Origin of the sequence: Streptomyces megasporus, assembly GCF_000718985.1 — a bacterium.
GTDB classification, from domain to species: domain Bacteria; phylum Actinomycetota; class Actinomycetes; order Streptomycetales; family Streptomycetaceae; genus Streptomyces; species Streptomyces megasporus.
Genome location: NZ_JODL01000023.1, coordinates 52,059 through 67,800 on the forward strand (window position 1 = coordinate 52,059; position 15,742 = coordinate 67,800).

The following is a 15,742-nucleotide window of genomic DNA, read 5'->3' on the forward strand; positions in this document are numbered from 1 at the left end:
CCGCCGGGGCACACAGCCCGGGGCCGTTTCCCAAGCTCGGGACGTCCGGAGGACGGGGACGGTCCGGAGGACGGCGGCCGGCTCGACGGCGCGGCCCCCTCGCCGACGGGGCGCGTCAGGCGCGTTGGGCCAGGGGGTCGTCCAGGACCGCCCGGACGACGGAGTGGGCCGCGCCCAGCAGCGGGCCGTCCGGGCCGAGGCGGGAGACCACAACCGGTGGCGGTCCGGCGATCCTGCGGTCCAGTTCCCGTTCCAGGGAGGGCAGCAGCCAGGGCGCCAAGCGGGCGAGGGCACCGCCGAGCACCACGGTCTGCGGGTCGAGCAGGTTGACGGTGCCGGTCAGCGCGGTGCCCAGCGCGGTGCCGGCCTCGTCCAGCGCCCGGCGCACCGCGCGGTCGCCGGCCTCGGCGCGGCCCGCGAGCAGGTCCATCCGGGCGCCGGGGCCGGGATGGCCGGCGGCCATGGCGCGCGGATCGAGCCCGGCGGCCCGCAGGACGGCCTCCTCGCCCGCGTACTGCTCCAGACAGCCGACCCCGCCGCAGGCGCAGGGGCGGCCCTCCGGGCGCACCGGCACATGGCCCAGTTCCCCGGCGAACCCCCTGGTGCCGCGGAGCAGTTCCCCGCCCACCACGATCGCGGCGCCGATGCCGATCTCGGCCGAGACGTGCACGAAGTCCTCCGGCGACGGGGTGTGGTCGCCGAGCCACAACTCGGCCAGGGCGCCGAGGTTGGCCTCGTTGTCGACGGCGCACACGGCGGCGCCGGCCGTGCCGAGGACGTCCCCGCGCAGATGGGGGGCGAGGTCGAGGTCCGTCCAGCCGAGGTTGGGAGCCTGGACGACGGTGGTGGTGCCCCGGGCGATCAGGCCCGGCACGGCCACGGCGAGCCCGGCCGGGTGCAGGCCCGCCCCCCGGACCTCCTCCGCCACCTCGCGCACCAGGGACGCCAACCGCCGCAGCACCGGCCCGGGGGCGCTGTCGCGGTTCACGGCGTCCACCGCGATCCGGGCGCGGACCTCGCCGCGCAGGTCGACGGCGCACACCGCCAGGTGGTCGACGCCGATCTCGGCGCCGATCCCGCAGGGGCCGCGGTCGCTGAGGGCCAGCGCGGTGCCGGGCCGCCCGGGAGTGCCCGAGCGGCCCGGCCCCAGCTCCACCAGCAGCCCGGCGCCGAGGAGCTCGTCCACCAGGGTGGAGACGGCGGTGCGGGTGAGGCCGATCCGCGTCGCGACGGCGGCCCGTGACAGGGGGCCGCCGTCGGCCACCGCGTGCAGGACGCGCGCCAGGTTCCGACGCCGCATCTCCTGCTGGGTGGTGGGCGCGGGTGCTGCCATCGGCCGTCTGCTCCTCGGATGCTCCGGGTGGTGCCGGTCGGGTGTTGGTCGGGGGCTGCTCCGGGACGCGCGTTGCGTCAGCGCCGCCGCAGCAGCGTATCGGCGCCGTCGAGGGTGGCGGCGAGGCGGGCCAGGGTCTCCTCGTCGCGCTCCACCGCCTCGTAGGACGGCCCCTCGGCGGTGGACCAGCGGCGGGCCACCGCGGCCGCGTCCTCGCCCAGCAGCAGAGCCGCGGCCTGTGCCGCCGCGCCGAGCGCGACCAGCTCCTGCGCGCGCGGCACGACCACCGGACGTCCGGACAGCCGCCGGACCGTCTCGCGCCACGCCGTGCCCTTGGCGCCGCCGCCGATCAGCAGGATCGGGGTGTCGGCGGCGGCGTCGGCGTCCAGCACCAGGTCCAACGCCGCCAGCAGCGAGTACACCGCCCCGTCGTAGGTGGCCTGGAGGATCCGGCCGGGGGTGGTGTCGTGCCGCAGACCGGTCAACAGACCGGAGGCATAGGGGAGGTCGGGGGTGCGCTCGCCGTCCAGGAAGGGCAGCACGGTCACGCCGCCGCCCGCCTCGACGGCCTCGCGGTCCAGACCGAACAGGGCCGCCACGCGGTCCACCGCCAGGGTGCAGTTGAGGGTGCAGGCCAGCGGCAGCCAGTCGGTGCGGGCGTCGGCGAACCCGGCGACGATGCCGGTGGGGTCGGCGGGGCGGTGGGTGGAGACGGCGTAGACGGTGCCGGAGGTGCCCAGGCTCAGCACCGGCTGCCCCGGACGCAGCCCCAGCCCGAGCGCGGCGGCCATGTTGTCGCCGGTGCCGGCGGCCACCAGCGCGCCCTGGGGCAGCGGCAGTCCCTCCGCCGGGCGCACGGTGCCGGCCGCCTCGCCGTGGCCCAGCACGCGGGGCAGCAGGTCGGGGGAGAGGCCGACCCTCTCCAGGATCTCCCGGTCGTACTCCTCGTCGGCCGTCGACCACCAGCCGGTGCCCGAGGCGTCGCCCCGGTCGGTGGTGCCCTGGCCGGTCAACCGCTCGGTGAGGTAGTCGTGGGGCAGCCGCACCGCACGGGTGGCCGCGGCGGCCTCCGGCTCCAGCTCGGTCAGCCACGCCCACTTGGTGACGGTGAAGGACGTGGCCGGGACGCTGCCGAAACGCTCGGCCCACACCTTCGGGCCGCCCAGTTCCTCCACCAGGCGGTCGCGCTGGGGGGCGGAGCGCACGTCGTTCCAGAGCAGGGCGGGCCGCACCGGCCGACCCCCGGCGTCCAGGGTCACCAGCCCGTGCTGCTGTCCGCCGATCGAGACCGCGGCGGCCTGGTGGACGGCCGGACCGCACTGCTCCAGCGCGGCGCACAGCGCATCCCACCACTGCTCGGGATCGCTCTCGTGATCGGCCGACACCGTGTGCGGCGCCTGGCCGCGGGCGACCACCTCACCGGTCGCGGCATCGACGACCAGCGCCTTCGTGGACTGCGTGGAGCTGTCCACACCTACGACGAGCGGACCTTCAGGTGCAGCCATGTCGCCTCTTCCTCTCTGCGGCTCCTGGGCGCATACTAATTTGTAAACGGCCATGACGAAATACCCGAGAGGCAGGCCATGAGTTACGAGCCGACACCGGAGCACAAGTTCACCTTCGGTCTGTGGACCGTGGGCTGGCAGGGTCGCGACCCCTTCGGCGACGCGACCCGCCCCGCCCTGGACCCGGTCGAGAGCGTGCGGAAGCTGGCGGAGCTGGGCGCCTACGGCGTCACCTTCCACGACGACGACCTGATCCCCTTCGGCTCCTCCGACAGCGAGCGCGAGGGCATCGTCAAGCGCTTCCGCCAGGCGCTGGACGCCACCGGCCTGAAGGTGCCGATGGCCACCACCAACCTCTTCACCCACCCGGTGTTCAAGGACGGCGCCTTCACCGCCAACGACCGCGACGTCCGCCGCTACGCCCTGCGCAAGACCATGCGCAACATCGACCTGGCCGTCGAGCTGGGCGCCACGACCTACGTCGCCTGGGGCGGACGCGAGGGCGCCGAGTCCGGTGCCGCCAAGGACGTGCGGGTGGCACTGGACCGCCTCAAGGAGGCCTTCGACCTGCTCGGCGACTACGTCGTCTCCCAGGGCTACGACCTGCGCTTCGCCATCGAGCCCAAGCCCAACGAGCCGCGCGGCGACATCCTGCTGCCCACCGTCGGCCACGCCCTGGCGTTCATCAACACCCTGGAGCACGCCGACCGGGTCGGCCTCAACCCCGAGGTCGGCCACGAGCAGATGGCCGGGCTGAACTTCCCGCACGGCATCGCCCAGGCGCTGTGGCACGGCAAGCTGTTCCACATCGACCTCAACGGCCAGTCCGGCATCAAGTACGACCAGGACCTGCGCTTCGGCGCCGGCGACCTGCGCTCCGCCTTCTGGCTGGTGGACCTGCTGGAGTCGGCCGGGTACGAGGGCCCGCGCCACTTCGACTTCAAGCCGCCGCGCACCGAGGACTTCGACGGCGTGTGGGCCTCCGCGGCCGGCTGCATGCGCAACTACCTGATCCTCAAGGAGAAGGCGGCGGCCTTCCGCGCCGACCCGGCCGTCCAGGAGGCGCTGCGCGCCGCCCGCCTGGACGAGCTGGCGCGACCCACCCTGAACGAGGGCGAGACCGCGGCCGACCTGCTGGCCGACAAGAGCGCCTTCGAGGAGTTCGACGTGGAGGCCGCCGCCCGGCGCGGCATGGCCTTCGAGCAGCTCGACCAGCTCGCGATGGACCACCTGCTGGGCGTCCGCGGCTGACCTTGGGACCGACGTCGACGGACGGGGGCGTGGGCCTGTGGGCCACGCCCCCGTGGCGTTCCGTCCAGGGGCTCGCCCCCTACGGCTCACTCCTCCTTGCGGCGGCGCCACCCGCGCCGTCTGCGCTTGCGGCTGCCCTTGCTCCAGAACCAGCCCGCCGGGGGCTCGTCCGCCCGCCACGGTCGCGGCTCCGGCGGATTCTCCCGCCACCGGGCGCGCAGCATCCGCGTGCGCGCCGTCGGCTCGCTCACCTCGGCGCCGCGCACGAAGTCCTCGTCGAACACGACGCCGTCCCAGGCGTCACCACCGCCGCTTCCCGGTGTGCCGTCCGGCTCCGGAGCGTCGTCGCCGCCGTCTCCCCGCCGTGGTCGTCGAGTGCTCACCGGGCACCTCCCCGTCCGTTTCCGCCCCGGGAAACGGACGGCGCGGCCGGTGAGTTCCGGGCGGCGCGCTCACGCCGGCACCAACCGGTGGACGCCTCCCGCCACCGTGTCGAACTCCACGACCCCCGCCGTGGGCCGTGCGGCCTCCACCGGCCGACCGTCGCACAGGACACGGACCTCCCCGGCCGTCCGCACCCGGACCCGACGCCCGCCGCGGGAGACCAGATCGGCCCCGACGAGCGCGCCGCCGCGCCAGGTGACGCCGACCTCGAACCCGCCGCGCGCCGGCAACCCCCGCACCGAACCCTCGGGGAGCGCGGGCGGCAGGGCGGGCAGCAGGTGGATCTCGCCGGCGTGGCTCTGCACCAGCCACTCCGCGATGCCCGAGGTGGCGCCGAAATTGCCGTCGATCTGGAAGGGCGGGTGCAGGTCGAAGAGGTTGGGGGCGGTGCGCTCGGGGGTGAGCTGGTCGGTCAGCAGCTTGTACGAGCGCGCGCCGTCCTCCAGGCGCGCCCAGAAGTTGATCTTCCAGGCGAGCGACCAGCCCGTGCCCGCGTCGCCCCGCAGCTCCAGCGTGGTGCGCGCGGCCTCGAACAGTTCCGGGGTGCCGCGTCGGGTGATCCGGTCGCCCGGGTGCAGCGCGTACAGGTGCGAGACGTGCCGGTGATCCTGCTCGGGAGCCCGCGCGTCCCAGTCCTCGCGCCACTCCTGGAGTTGCCCCAGCGCCCCGACGCGCATCGGGGCGAGCCGGTCGCGCGCCGTCCGCGCCTCCTTCGCCAACTCCTCGTCCACGCCGAGGATTTCGGCGCATTCGGCGGTGGCGTCGAACAGGTCGCGCAGGATCTCGTTGTCCATGGTCGGCCCCGCGCACAGCGAGCCGCCCGGGCCGGGGTGGTGGGCGTTCTCCGGGGACAGCGACGGGCAGGTGACCAGCTCGCCGGTCCTCGGGTCCGTCACCAGGGAGTCGAGGAAGAAACGCGCCGCGCCCGCCAGGACGGGGTAGCGCCCGCGCAGCGCCTCGGTGTCGCCGGTGAAGCGGTGGTGCTCCCGGATGGACAGGGCCAGCCAGGCGCCTCCGGTGGGCCACATGCCCCAGAACGCGCCGTCCACGGGCGCGGTGCCCCGCCAGAGATCGGTGTTGTGGTGGGCGACCCAGCCGCGCGCCCCGTACATGCTCCGCGCCGTGCGGGCGCCGGCGACCGCCAGGTCGTCCAGCAGGTCGAAGAGGGGCTCCCAGCACTCCAGAAGGTTGGTCGAAGCGGCGGGCCAGTAGTTCATCTCCGTGTTGATGTTGACGGTGTACTTGCCGCCCCACGGTGGGTCGGTCAGGTCGTTCCACAGCCCTTGGAGATTGGCGGGCTGGGTGCCGGGGCGGGAGCAGGCGATCAACAGGTAGCGCCCGTAGGCGAAGTACAGCGCCACCAGGTGGGGGTCGTCGCCGCGGGCGAACTTCGCCACCCGCTCGTCGGTCGGTCGCGCGGCGGCGGGCGTGACGGGAAGCTCCAGGTGGACGCGGTCGAACAGCGCGGCGTGGTCGGCCACATGGCGGGCGCGCAGGTCGGCGTAGGGGAGGGAGACGGCGGTCGCGAGCGGGCGGGCCGCGCGGACGGCGGCGGCCTCGGGATCGTCGTCCACGCCGCGCCAGTCGCGGTGGTTGGTGGCGACCGAGAGCAGCAGGGTGACGGCGGTGGCGCCGGTGACCCGCAGTTCCCCGCCCGCGGAGCGCACCTCGCCGTCCTCGGCCACCGCCCGGACCAGGCAACGGAAGCGCAGGGCGCCGGCGATGCCCTGGGCGTCGTCGCCCCTGCCGTCCAGCGCGATGCTCGACGGATCGGGGGAGGAGGCGGCGGAACGCAGCGGTCCGTCGAGGGAGGCGGTGAAGGAGAGCGCGCCCGGGGTGTCCACGGTCAACCGGACCACGACGACGTCGTCCGGCGCGGAGGCGAACACCTCGCGGCGGTGGCGCACCCCGCCGCGCGTGTACTCCACCGAGGCGACGGCGGTGGCGAGGTCGAGGTCGCGCCGGTAGTCGAGGACCTCCGCGGCCTGTGTGCCGCCGCCGTCGAAGGACAGCCGCAGGTCGCCGACGGTCTGGTACTGGAGCTGCTTGACGGGGACGCCCATCAGGTCGCTGTCGATCAGGGCCCGGGCCTCGTCCCACCGGCCCTCGAAGACCAGCCGGCGGGCCTCGGGGAGCGAGGCGAGGGCGCGGGGGTTGTCGTAGTCGTGGGGGCCGCCGGCCCACAGCGTGTCCTCGTTGAGCTGGAGTCGTTCGACGTCCGTGCCGCCGAAGACCATGGCGCCCAGCCGGCCGTTGCCCACCGGCAGGGCCCGGAGCCACTCGTCGGCGGGGCGGGGGTACCACAGGCGGAGGCCGGCGTCTCCGCCGGTGCGTTCGGGGTGGTCCGTGCTCACCTACGGCTCCAGGAAGAGGGGGCGGGACGGGTGGCATATGTCGGCAAGCGCTTACCGTACACCTGTGGCACGACTTCGGTGTTCGGTCGTGTGGTGCCGGGGGCCAGCCGAGGAGAAGTCAATCGAGGGAGATGGGCCCTTCGTTGAAGGGCAGCACATCCCGCAGCCTGGCGGAATTCTTCCTTCCGAGAACCACCTCGGTGTCGAGATTGGCCGGATCGATCTGCCGGATGAATTCCCGGCACCTTCCGCACGGCGGAAAAACGTGCAGCGCACCCTCGTCGTTCCGCCACACCGCGACGATTTTCGCGATGCGGTACTCGCGGGCCGTGACCATGGCGGCAATGGCGGCGTGTTCGGCGCAGAAACCCGTTCCCGAACCGGTGTCGATGCACACGCCCGAGTAGAGGGCGCCCGCTTCGGTGACCAGAGTGGACGCCACATTGCCGAAGACCCGGTCGCCGACCGTGTGCGGGTGGAGCACGCGCTCGGCGGAGGCGATCAGTTCGTCGTTGGTGATGGTGGGCATGCGGCGAAGCTATCCGTGCGCCGTCCGCCGCGCCAGGGCGCACCACGAGGTTCGCGGAGACGGTGCGCGAGCGGGGCCACCCGGCCTCCCCCGCCCCAGGCCGGGTGACCCCGCAGCTCACGGGGCGGAGCAGCCGAATCCCAACTCCGCCCACACCAGGTGCCCCTTGCCGTCGCCGCCCGGCCGCACCCCCCACTCCTCGGCCAGGGCCTCGACGATCGTCAGTCCCCGACCGCTCTCCCCCTCGCGGTCGGGGCCGCCCCTTCGCTCGGTGCGTCGGACACGGGGCCGGCCGGGGCCGCCGCCCCGGTCGGCGACCTCCAACCGCAGTCGCACGCCCGTCACCCGAAGCTCGCAGTCGACCCTGTCGCTGTCGGTGTGCTTGACGGCGTTGGTGAAGAGTTCGGAGATGACCAGTTGGGCGTCGTCACGCACCAGGGCCCCGATGTTCCACTCGGTCAGCCGGTGGAGAACTCTCCTGCGGGCCTCGGACACGGAAGCGCCGATGGCCGGGAGGTGGAAAGCGTCCCGCAAGGTCCGTTCGACGGACCCGGCGCGGCGCTCTGACGGGCGCACATCGGATAAGGAAGCCACGGCCTCAGTGTGGGGGGTGTGGACAACATCTGGCAAGGATCAATCTGTTGTTTACAGAAAGGCATATGCCACCCTGTCGGAACGGGGTGACGGCGTGACAGACTTCCGCCGCGAAGCGGTGGCCGGAGGGTTGGAGGGGCGGCAGTGGCGGACTCCCGGACGGGAGGCGCACCGACGGTTCTGCGTGTGGTGCTCGGCAAGCGGTTACGAGACCTGCGGCGGACAGCGGGGCTCACCTATGAGAAGGCGGGCGAGGCGCTCGACGTCACCCACGCCACGATCCGCAGGATGGAGCGGGCCGAGGTCGGTCTGAAGATCCCCTACGTCGAGAAGTTGCTGCGCACCTACGGCGTCACCGACCAGGCGGAGATCGACGGCTTCCTCGCCCTCGCCCGCGAGGCGAACCGGCCCGGCTGGTGGCACCGTTACCGCGACGTGCTGCCCGAGTGGTTCAGCGCCTTCGTCAGCCTGGAGAGCGAGTCCCACGTCATCCGGGCCTACGAGCCGCACTACGTGCCCGGGCTGCTGCAGACCGAGGAGTACGCCCGGGCCGTGCTGCGCGCGGGACAGCCCCACGCCCCCGAGGAGGAGATCGAACGCGGGGTCGCCCTGCGCATGGAGCGCCAACGGATCCTCACCCGCGAGGAGCCGCCGCTGCTGTGGGTGGTGATGGACGAGACCGTGCTGCGCAGGCCCATCGGCGCCCCCGGCACCATGCGCGAACAGATCTCCCACCTGATCGAGGCGTGCTCGATGCCGACGGTGCGCCTGCAGGTCATGCCCTTCGCCGCCGGTCCGCATCCGGCCATGTACGGGCCCTTCCACATCTTCCGGTTCCCCGTTCCGGAGCTGCCCGACATCGCGTACGGCGAGAGCCTGGTGGGTGCCGTCTACTTCGACCAGCGCGACGACGTGTCGGCGTTCCAGGAGGCACTGGACCGGATGTGCGCGCAGGCCGCGCCGGTGCGGCGGACCGAGGCCGTCCTGGACGGTCTCCGCAAGGAGCTGTGAGAGAAGCGATGAAGCGATGAAGAAACACATCTACAACGGCATGCCGGCCCGGCAGTTGGGAAGCGAGGGCTGGCACAGGCCGTGGAGCGGCGGCAACGGGGGCAGTTGCGTGGAGGCCATGCGGCTGGCGGACGGAAGGGTGGCCCTGCGCCAGTCCACCGACCCCGACGGGCCCGCGCTCGTCTACACCCACCACGCGATCGCGAGGTTCATCCAGGGCGTGAAGGACGGCGAGGCCGACTTCCTGCTCGCCCAGGAACCCGCGTAGACCCGAGCGAGGGGCGAAGGAGCCCGCGGAGAAGGCCGCGGGACCACGACCGCGGGACCACGACCGCGGGACCACGACCGCGGAACCATGAGGAGGACGGCATGACCAACCGGTCCCACCTGGGCTTCACGCCCGACCAGATCGACACGAGCAGGCCGCACCCGGCCCGCATGTACGACTACTACCTCGGGGGGAGCGACAACTACGAAGTGGACCGCGAAGCCGCCGAGCGGCTCATGAGCATGACCCCGGACGTGCGAGTGAGCGCCCGCGCCAACCGGGACTTCCTGGGGCGCGCCGTACGGACGGTGGTGAGGGAACACGGCATCCGTCAGATCATCGACCTCGGCACCGGCATCCCCACCTCGCCCAACACCCACGAGTTGGCGCGCTCCGTGGCCGAGGACGTCCGTGTGGCGTACGTCGACAACGACCCCATCGTCTCGGCCCACGCGGGCGCCAAACTCGTCGGCGCGGGCAACGCGGAGTTCGTCCTGGCCGACGTCCGCGATCCCGAGGCCGTCCTGGAGGCTCCGGCCATCCGGGAACTGACCGACTTCGACCGGCCGGTGGCCGTGCTCCTGGTCGCCGTCCTGCACTTCGTCACCGAGGAGGAGGACCCGGCCCGAATCGTGGCGACCCTCGACAAGGCCCTGCCCGCCGGGAGTTGCCTCGTCCTCACCCACGGCACCCCCGACTTCCACGAGCGCGAACTGGTGGACGAGGGCACCGGGGTCTACCGGAAGGCCACCGCCTCGGTGACCCTGCGCCGCCACGCCGAGATACTGCGCTTCTTCGACGGCTACGACCTCCTCGACCCCGGACTGGTGCAGCTTCCGCTGTGGCGGCCGGACGGGCCGGTGCCCGAGCCGGAGGAACTGCGTCGCGTCGCGCTCTACGGCGGGGTCGGCGTCAAGCGCTGAGCCGGCGCCAAGTTCCGAGTCGGCGTCGGCCCGCGCGCCGGGACCGCCGGTATCCGCTCCGGTGCGCCGCCCGCGAGGACGTCGTACAGCGGCAGGGGAACTCCGCGCCGCGGTGCGGCCGGAGGCTGTAGGGGAGGAGGAGGTCGATCGCCATCCGGCGATCGACCTCCTCCTCCGTGTGGGTGTGCCCCTCGGCGGAGTCCGCCCACGGGTGGACGTGCTCCGGTGGGTCGGCGCGGAACCGCGAGGCGTGGGGCGGGGAGGGAGCCTCGGCTCGGCGGCACGTCCTCGTGGTCCACGCGTCCTCCCGGTCTCGTGCCGGCCGGACGGTCCGGTTGATCGAACCGAACCTGCTCCGTGAGTTTCTGCGCGATCACGTTGCTTTCTGTGTGGTTCCGCGCCCCTGTCCGGCGTTGGAGATTTCGACGAGACCGCGGCGCTCGTGTGATCGCTTATCGGATGGTTCGTCGGCAAACGGGGGCGTTACCCGAGGGGGCGTCATTCGGTTGTTCAACCGAACGTTGAATCATTTTTGGCATGAACACTTCCTGAAAGTGTCCGGCACTGCTACCACGGAGCAGGCACATCCCCCCTCCCCACTCCCTCCCCACATCAGGAGGCTTCATGAAGCTGCCCCGCCTCGCGTCCGTGGCGGCCACCCTCACCGCCCTCGCCGGGCTCGTCCTCGGCGGAGCGGGCGTGGCCTCGGCGCAGGAGGCCGCGGCCACGTCCTACGTAGCGCTCGGCGACTCGTACTCCTCAGGAGTCGGCGCCGGCAACTACGACAGCGGCAGCGGCTCCTGCAAGCGCAGCAACAACGCCTATCCGGTGCTGTGGAAGAACGCGAACGCCCCCGCCTCCTTCCACTTCACCGCCTGCTCCGGCGCCAAGACCACCGATGTCATCAACAACCAACTCGGCCCGCTGAACTCGGGCACCACCCTCGTCAGCATCTCCATCGGCGGGAACGACGCCGGGTTCGCGGACGCGATGACGACCTGCGTCCTGCAGGGCACGAACGCGTGCGTCGCGCGGATCAACGAGGCGCGGCAGTACATCGCGGGCACCCTTCCCGGACGGCTCGACGCGGTCTACAACGCCATCCGGAGCAAGGCGCCGAACGCCCGGGTCGTCGTGCTCAACTACCCCCGTTTCTACAAGATCAGCGGCAGTTGCGTGGTCGGGCTCAGCGAGACCTCGCGCAAGGCCATCAACGACGCCGCCGACCACCTGAGCGACGTCATCGCCAAGCGCGTCGCCGACCACGGCTTCACCTTCGGCGACGTCAGAGGCCGCTTCACCGGGCACGAGATCTGCTCCGGCGACTCGTGGCTGCACAGCGTCGACTGGCTCAACATCACCAACTCGTACCACCCCAAGGCGGCCGGCCAGTCCGGGGGCTACTACCCCGTGATGGAGGGGCTCGCCTGACACGGTTCGACCGGAACCGCGGCCGGACCGCGACCCGAGGCTCCCTCGGGCCGCGGTCCGGCCGCTTTCCGTCGGTCCGGCCGCCGACACCCGCCGAGCCCGAGCGGGCTCGGACCCGAGTCGGGCGGGCCCGGGGTCGTCCGCGTCGCCGGGTCCTCACCTCGCGCGACGTGCGCGGCGGGATGCCCGTCGCCCGGCCGCCGGTCCGCGCCCACTGCCGGCACCGGGCCGTGTCGAGCACCGAGGCGGGCCGTCGGACTCCTCCGCGCGGGCACCGCGGCACATGGACGAGGTCGGCGCACCGCTGCGCGGGCGAGGACAGGGGTAGGAGAGGGGCAGGGAACCCGGACGACCCGTACGGACGTTCCGATGACGAGCGGCGGCCGTATCGCCGTCCGAGGAGGCGTGGAAGATGACCAACCAAGGGAAGATCGCCGTCGGCGGCGTGGCCGCGGGCCTGCTCCTGTGGTGGCTGACCGGCAGTTTCCTGATCGCGGTGGCGGTGATCGTCGGTGTTCCGGCGATCGCCTACCTGATGCTCGACCCCTCACAGCGGCGCCGGCTGCGGAGGGTGGCCCGCAAGGAGCTGGGGCGCTGAACCGGCACGGCCCGGCACCGACCCGGTGTCGGGCGCCCGGTGGTCGTGGCCCGGCGCGGGGCCGCGCTCAGGCGACGGCGTCCGGCCGGACGGCCAGCTCGTCCAGCGCTTCGAGCAGCCCCGGAAGCTCCGGACCGCGGCCCACCGGAAGCACCTCGCCCGGCTCGTCGTCCAGCAGGACGAAGGCGATGTCGTCGGTCCGGGCCACCAGACTCCAGCCCGGACCGTCCGCGCGGAGTGTCCGGGCGCTGTCGGTGGCGAAGGCCGAGCGGACCCGGCCGGGCGGCGGCGGGGAGTCCAGATAGGCGCGGGCCTCCTCCAGAGCGCGACGCGCCTTGCCGTGCGGCCGCTCGCCCGGATCGACGAACGTCACGTCCGCGTCGACCTGCGCGCGCCAGTCCGCCCACCGCAGCGCGATCTCGTCGGCGCCCAGCCGCCGCTGCGCGGGGCCCCAGCGCGAGGTGTCCGGCGGGGACAGCGGTGCCCGACCGCCGTCCAACTCGGGGTCGGGTTCCGGATCGTGAGGGGCCGGGACACCCGGCGCGGACACCGCCAGCGCCAATGGCCAGCCGGGGAGCGCGGCGGCGATCGTCCGCTCCTCCGGGGACAGGTCGTACTCCATACCGCAGTCCCAGGCGGCGATCGCGCACGCCACGAGGGCCACGTCCTCCGTGACCACCGTCCAGCGCGCCCCCTGCCCGTCCTGCCCGAGCACGAGGCCGTAGCCCTCCGCGTACGGCTCCAGACCGAGCGCGGCGCACGCCTCGGGGTAGTCGTCGCCGAGAACGCTCGGGAACTGCGCGGGGGTGAGCAGCACCGCGGTCAGCACGTACAGCGCGTCGTCGCTCTCGCTCGCCGCATCCGGCACGCCGGCCTCCTCTCCGTCCGGTTACCGCCCGGTTCGTTGGCGCACCCTAGCCAGGTGACGGGGGTGGCGTCGAGAGACCGGAGACACTTCCGAGTGACAAAGGGGCGGACGAGGGACGACACTCCGGGCGCCGGCGCGGGGCCGACCGCCGTCCACCGGGATGTCCGTTTCCGGTTCCGGGGCCCGGTACTCGTCCTTCCGTTTCCGGCCGTGCCCTCGGCAGACCGGAAGGGTGGTTGCCCGGGGGCCCGTCGTGGGTAAGGCTGGCACGGCATGACCACGAGAAGGGGGACCGGGCATGGCCCTGAGCAGTGAGCTGGACTGGCTCTTGGACGATCTGACACAGCGGGTGTCATCGGTACGGCACGCGCTGGTGCTCTCGAACGACGGATTGGTCACGGCGGCCGGCCAGGGGTTGGAGCGGAGCGAGGCCGAACACCTCGCCGCGGTCTCCTCCGGGCTGCACAGCCTGGCCAGGGGGACGGGAGAGCACTTCCACGTGGGCCGGGTGCGCCAGACGGTGATCGAGTTCGACGAGGGGATGTTGTTCGTGACGGCCGCCGGACACGGCAGTTGCCTGTGCGTGCTCACCACGGCGGACGCCGACATGGGGCAGGTCGCCTACGAGATGACCTTGTTGGTGAACCGGGTCGGCGAACACCTGGGCGTGGCCATGCGCAACGGCCACTGAACATCCGACGGGCGGCGCGTCCTTCGACCGACCACCGACCACTCGCTCGCCGACGGCGCCATCCGACCCGGCTCCACCAGGCATTTCCCCGAGTTTTCCACAGGCTCCGCGCACCGCGGCGACCACGGGTTACGGTCGTCGCTCACGGTGATCGAAGCGTTGCGGAGGGGGACCGCCATGTCCGTGGATCTGTCGTTGGAGCCGTTGTCGAGGCCGCTGTCGAAAGCGGTGCGGAGGGGGAGGCCCGAGGCTTCGGGGAAGGAGGCGACGGGCCGGAGCGCCTCGGTGGGCACCGTGGCGATGGGCGAGGCGCGTCGCGCGCTGGGGCTGAGGCCACGCGAGTTGGAACTGGCCGTCCACCTCGGAGAGGTGGCCACGGTGACATCGGAGCGGACAGGGCACCGTCGGGTGTCCGTGGCGGAGGTGGCGCGGCTCCGCGCCGAGGAGGGACATCCGGACACTCTGAGGGAGCGGCTGCGCCTGGTCGGCGCCCGAGAGGGTGCCGCGCTGCTGGGCGTCTCCCCGTCCCGCTTCGCCCGACTGGCCCGGGCGGGCTGTTTCGGTCCGGTGCGCTTCTCCCTCAACCGGTACCGGTCGGTGGTCTGGCACTACCGCGCGGCCGAGTTGCGGGACGTCGCCGAGCAGCAGCCGGAACTGCTCGGCGGCATCCTGCCCGAGGGGCTGCGGCGCCTGCCGGCCGAGGGCGAGGACTGGCGTCCGCGCCACTGGCGCAACCGCCGCATCGCCCACCTGCTGCGCGGGACGGACGACCCGTGGGCGGCTGCCGCCGCCCACGCCGCCGTGCTCGCCCCGAAGGTGGTGCGAGAGGCGGTGCCGGATCGGACCGAGCGGGCCCGACTGGAGGAACTCCGACCGGACCTGGCGCCGGTCCGGCCGGAGTCCCTCGCCGCCCGCGATGTCGTCCGGAGACTGCTCACGGCCGACGGCGAGGAGGAGATCCTCTGGCACCGAATGGGTCTGACCCTGGCGCTGAGCACGGCACGGTCGGCGCGCCCGCTGTCCCGACCGCCGGGTGGGGAGGCGTCAGCCGCCCGCCTTCCGGAAGAGCCCCTCCTGCATCACGGACACCAACAGCCGACCCCGCCGGTCGAAGATCTGCCCCCGGGCGAGCCCGCGAGCGCCGGTCGCGACGGGTGACTCCTGCTGGTAGAGGAACCACTCGTCGGCGCGGAAGGGGTTGTGGAACCACATCGCGTGGTCCAGCGAGGCCATGTCGAAGCCGCGCGGCCCCCACAGGGGCTCGATCGGCAGGCGCACCGTGTCCAGCAGCGTCATGTCGCTGGCGTAGGTGACGGCGCAGGTGTGGACGAGCGGATCGTCTCCCAGCGGGCCCACCGCGCGCATCCACACCGCGCTGCGCGGCTCCACGCCCTCCAGATCACGCGGCGTCCAGCGCAGCCGTTCCACGTACCGGATGTCGAACGGCTGGTGGTACGTCATGCGCTCCAGCGACTCGGGCAGCGCGCCCAGCCGGTCGCGGATCTCGTCGGTCAGCCTCGGCAGCGACTCGGGATCCGGTACCTCCGGCATCGGCACCTGGTGCTCGAAACCCTGCTCGTCCCGGTGGAAGGAGGCGGTCAGATTGAAGACCGTCCGGCCCTGTTGCACGGCCACCACGCGGCGGGTGGTGAAGGACCGCCCGTCGCGCACCCGCTCGACCATGTACACGATCGGCACGCCGGGTACTCCCGGACGCAGGAAGTACGCGTGCAACGAGTGCACCGGACGGTCCCCGTCGGTGGTGCGCCCGGCCGCGACCAGCGCCTGTCCGGCGACCTGGCCGCCGAAGACGCGCTGTAGGGGCTCGTCCGGACTGTGGCCCCGGAAGATGTTCTCCTCGATCCGTTCCAGATCCAGGAGGTCGACCAGGCGCTCGGTGGGAGTGTCGGGCTCGGTCATCGTCGGTGTTCCCCTCTCCTTT

16 protein-coding genes are annotated in these 15,742 nt (G+C 72.9%); 8 read left to right on the forward strand and 8 right to left on the reverse strand.

All coding sequences use genetic code 11. From position 1 onward, the window contains the following. Positions 1 to 115: 115 nt before the first annotated feature. Together IF47_RS0119145 and xylB are read right to left on the reverse strand one after the other, a co-directional pair. Entirely contained in the window at positions 116 to 1,333 is a 1,218-nt protein-coding gene (locus IF47_RS0119145) for an ROK family transcriptional regulator (protein ID WP_031510080.1), read from the reverse strand. Positions 1,334 to 1,410: 77 nt separating this feature from the next. Continuing rightward, complete coding sequence (xylB, locus tag IF47_RS0119150; protein ID WP_031510081.1) at positions 1,411 to 2,838, reverse strand: xylulokinase; 1,428 nt, start codon at positions 2,836 to 2,838, stop codon at positions 1,411 to 1,413. A 78-nt stretch (positions 2,839 to 2,916) separates the two neighbouring features. On the opposite strand from xylB, the gene xylA reads away from it, so the two are divergent. After that, positions 2,917 to 4,089 (forward strand): xylose isomerase, encoded by a 1,173-nt coding sequence (gene xylA / locus IF47_RS0119155; RefSeq protein ID WP_031510082.1) that lies wholly within the window; start codon positions 2,917 to 2,919, stop codon positions 4,087 to 4,089. A gap of 86 nt (positions 4,090 to 4,175) precedes the next feature. Here xylA and IF47_RS0119160 read toward each other — a convergent pair whose 3' ends face one another. The 4 genes from IF47_RS0119160 to IF47_RS0119175 all read right to left on the reverse strand — a co-directional run bounded on the left by IF47_RS0119160 (position 4,176) and on the right by IF47_RS0119175 (position 7,911). Beyond that, on the reverse strand, positions 4,176 to 4,472 hold the full coding sequence (locus IF47_RS0119160) for an SGM_3592 family protein (RefSeq protein WP_031510083.1): 297 nt from the start codon (positions 4,470 to 4,472) through the stop codon (positions 4,176 to 4,178). A 69-nt stretch (positions 4,473 to 4,541) separates the two neighbouring features. Then, the gene (locus tag IF47_RS0119165) at positions 4,542 to 6,887 is read right to left on the reverse strand and encodes a glycoside hydrolase family 95 protein (RefSeq protein ID WP_051717889.1); all 2,346 of its coding nucleotides are present in this window, start codon (positions 6,885 to 6,887) and stop codon (positions 4,542 to 4,544) included. 118 nt (positions 6,888 to 7,005) lie between these two features. Beyond that, the gene (locus IF47_RS0119170; protein ID WP_031510085.1) at positions 7,006 to 7,416 is read right to left on the reverse strand and encodes a cytidine deaminase family protein; all 411 of its coding nucleotides are present in this window, start codon (positions 7,414 to 7,416) and stop codon (positions 7,006 to 7,008) included. Between the two features lie 117 nt (positions 7,417 to 7,533). After that, positions 7,534 to 7,911 carry an ATP-binding protein gene (locus IF47_RS0119175; protein ID WP_031510086.1) on the reverse strand — a complete coding sequence of 126 codons (378 nt, stop codon included), beginning with the start codon at positions 7,909 to 7,911 and terminating at the stop codon, positions 7,534 to 7,536. A gap of 243 nt (positions 7,912 to 8,154) precedes the next feature. Here IF47_RS0119175 and IF47_RS0119180 point away from each other — a divergent pair, with 243 nt between their 5' ends. The 5 genes from IF47_RS0119180 (at position 8,155) to IF47_RS0119200 (ending at position 12,241) form a co-directional block, all read left to right on the forward strand. Continuing rightward, on the forward strand, positions 8,155 to 9,021 hold the full coding sequence (locus tag IF47_RS0119180) for a helix-turn-helix domain-containing protein (protein WP_031510087.1): 867 nt from the start codon (positions 8,155 to 8,157) through the stop codon (positions 9,019 to 9,021). Between the two features lie 16 nt (positions 9,022 to 9,037). Then, positions 9,038 to 9,289 carry a DUF397 domain-containing protein gene (locus IF47_RS0119185; RefSeq protein WP_031510088.1) on the forward strand — a complete coding sequence of 84 codons (252 nt, stop codon included), beginning with the start codon at positions 9,038 to 9,040 and terminating at the stop codon, positions 9,287 to 9,289. A 101-nt stretch (positions 9,290 to 9,390) separates the two neighbouring features. After that, positions 9,391 to 10,212 carry an SAM-dependent methyltransferase gene (locus IF47_RS0119190; RefSeq protein WP_031510089.1) on the forward strand — a complete coding sequence of 274 codons (822 nt, stop codon included), beginning with the start codon at positions 9,391 to 9,393 and terminating at the stop codon, positions 10,210 to 10,212. Positions 10,213 to 10,836: 624 nt separating this feature from the next. Beyond that, complete coding sequence (locus IF47_RS0119195; protein WP_031510090.1) at positions 10,837 to 11,643, forward strand: SGNH/GDSL hydrolase family protein; 807 nt, start codon at positions 10,837 to 10,839, stop codon at positions 11,641 to 11,643. 412 nt (positions 11,644 to 12,055) lie between these two features. Further along, on the forward strand, positions 12,056 to 12,241 hold the full coding sequence (locus tag IF47_RS0119200) for a hypothetical protein (protein WP_031510091.1): 186 nt from the start codon (positions 12,056 to 12,058) through the stop codon (positions 12,239 to 12,241). A 67-nt stretch (positions 12,242 to 12,308) separates the two neighbouring features. Here the strand turns inward: IF47_RS0119200 and IF47_RS0119205 are convergent, their stop codons facing one another. Then, positions 12,309 to 13,109, reverse strand: coding sequence for a hypothetical protein (locus IF47_RS0119205; protein WP_031510092.1), 801 nt, complete (start codon positions 13,107 to 13,109; stop codon positions 12,309 to 12,311). Between the two features lie 298 nt (positions 13,110 to 13,407). Between IF47_RS0119205 and IF47_RS0119210 the strand changes: the two genes are divergently transcribed. Continuing rightward, the gene (locus tag IF47_RS0119210) at positions 13,408 to 13,800 is read left to right on the forward strand and encodes a roadblock/LC7 domain-containing protein (RefSeq protein ID WP_031510093.1); all 393 of its coding nucleotides are present in this window, start codon (positions 13,408 to 13,410) and stop codon (positions 13,798 to 13,800) included. Positions 13,801 to 13,977: 177 nt separating this feature from the next. Beyond that, positions 13,978 to 14,958, forward strand: coding sequence for a DUF6397 family protein (locus tag IF47_RS30805; RefSeq protein ID WP_157840007.1), 981 nt, complete (start codon positions 13,978 to 13,980; stop codon positions 14,956 to 14,958). On the opposite strand, the gene IF47_RS0119220 is transcribed toward IF47_RS30805, so the two are convergent. Then, complete coding sequence (locus tag IF47_RS0119220; protein ID WP_031510095.1) at positions 14,845 to 15,720, reverse strand: acyl-CoA thioesterase; 876 nt, start codon at positions 15,718 to 15,720, stop codon at positions 14,845 to 14,847. The two genes, IF47_RS30805 and IF47_RS0119220, sit on opposite strands and share 114 nt — an antisense overlap. Positions 15,721 to 15,742 lie beyond the last annotated feature (22 nt).

Coding starts and splice junctions, on each gene's coding strand:
- IF47_RS0119145 (WP_031510080.1), bottom strand. CDS start 1,333: ATGGCAGCACCCGCGCCCACCACCCAGCAGGAGATGCGGCGTCGGAAC.
- xylB (WP_031510081.1), bottom strand. CDS start 2,838: ATGGCTGCACCTGAAGGTCCGCTCGTCGTAGGTGTGGACAGCTCCACG.
- xylA (WP_031510082.1), top strand. CDS start 2,917: ATGAGTTACGAGCCGACACCGGAGCACAAGTTCACCTTCGGTCTGTGG.
- IF47_RS0119170 (WP_031510085.1), bottom strand. CDS start 7,416: ATGCCCACCATCACCAACGACGAACTGATCGCCTCCGCCGAGCGCGTG.
- IF47_RS0119185 (WP_031510088.1), top strand. CDS start 9,038: ATGAAGAAACACATCTACAACGGCATGCCGGCCCGGCAGTTGGGAAGC.
- IF47_RS0119190 (WP_031510089.1), top strand. CDS start 9,391: ATGACCAACCGGTCCCACCTGGGCTTCACGCCCGACCAGATCGACACG.
- IF47_RS0119195 (WP_031510090.1), top strand. CDS start 10,837: ATGAAGCTGCCCCGCCTCGCGTCCGTGGCGGCCACCCTCACCGCCCTC.
- IF47_RS0119200 (WP_031510091.1), top strand. CDS start 12,056: ATGACCAACCAAGGGAAGATCGCCGTCGGCGGCGTGGCCGCGGGCCTG.
- IF47_RS0119210 (WP_031510093.1), top strand. CDS start 13,408: ATGGCCCTGAGCAGTGAGCTGGACTGGCTCTTGGACGATCTGACACAG.
- IF47_RS30805 (WP_157840007.1), top strand. CDS start 13,978: ATGTCCGTGGATCTGTCGTTGGAGCCGTTGTCGAGGCCGCTGTCGAAA.
- IF47_RS0119220 (WP_031510095.1), bottom strand. CDS start 15,720: ATGACCGAGCCCGACACTCCCACCGAGCGCCTGGTCGACCTCCTGGAT.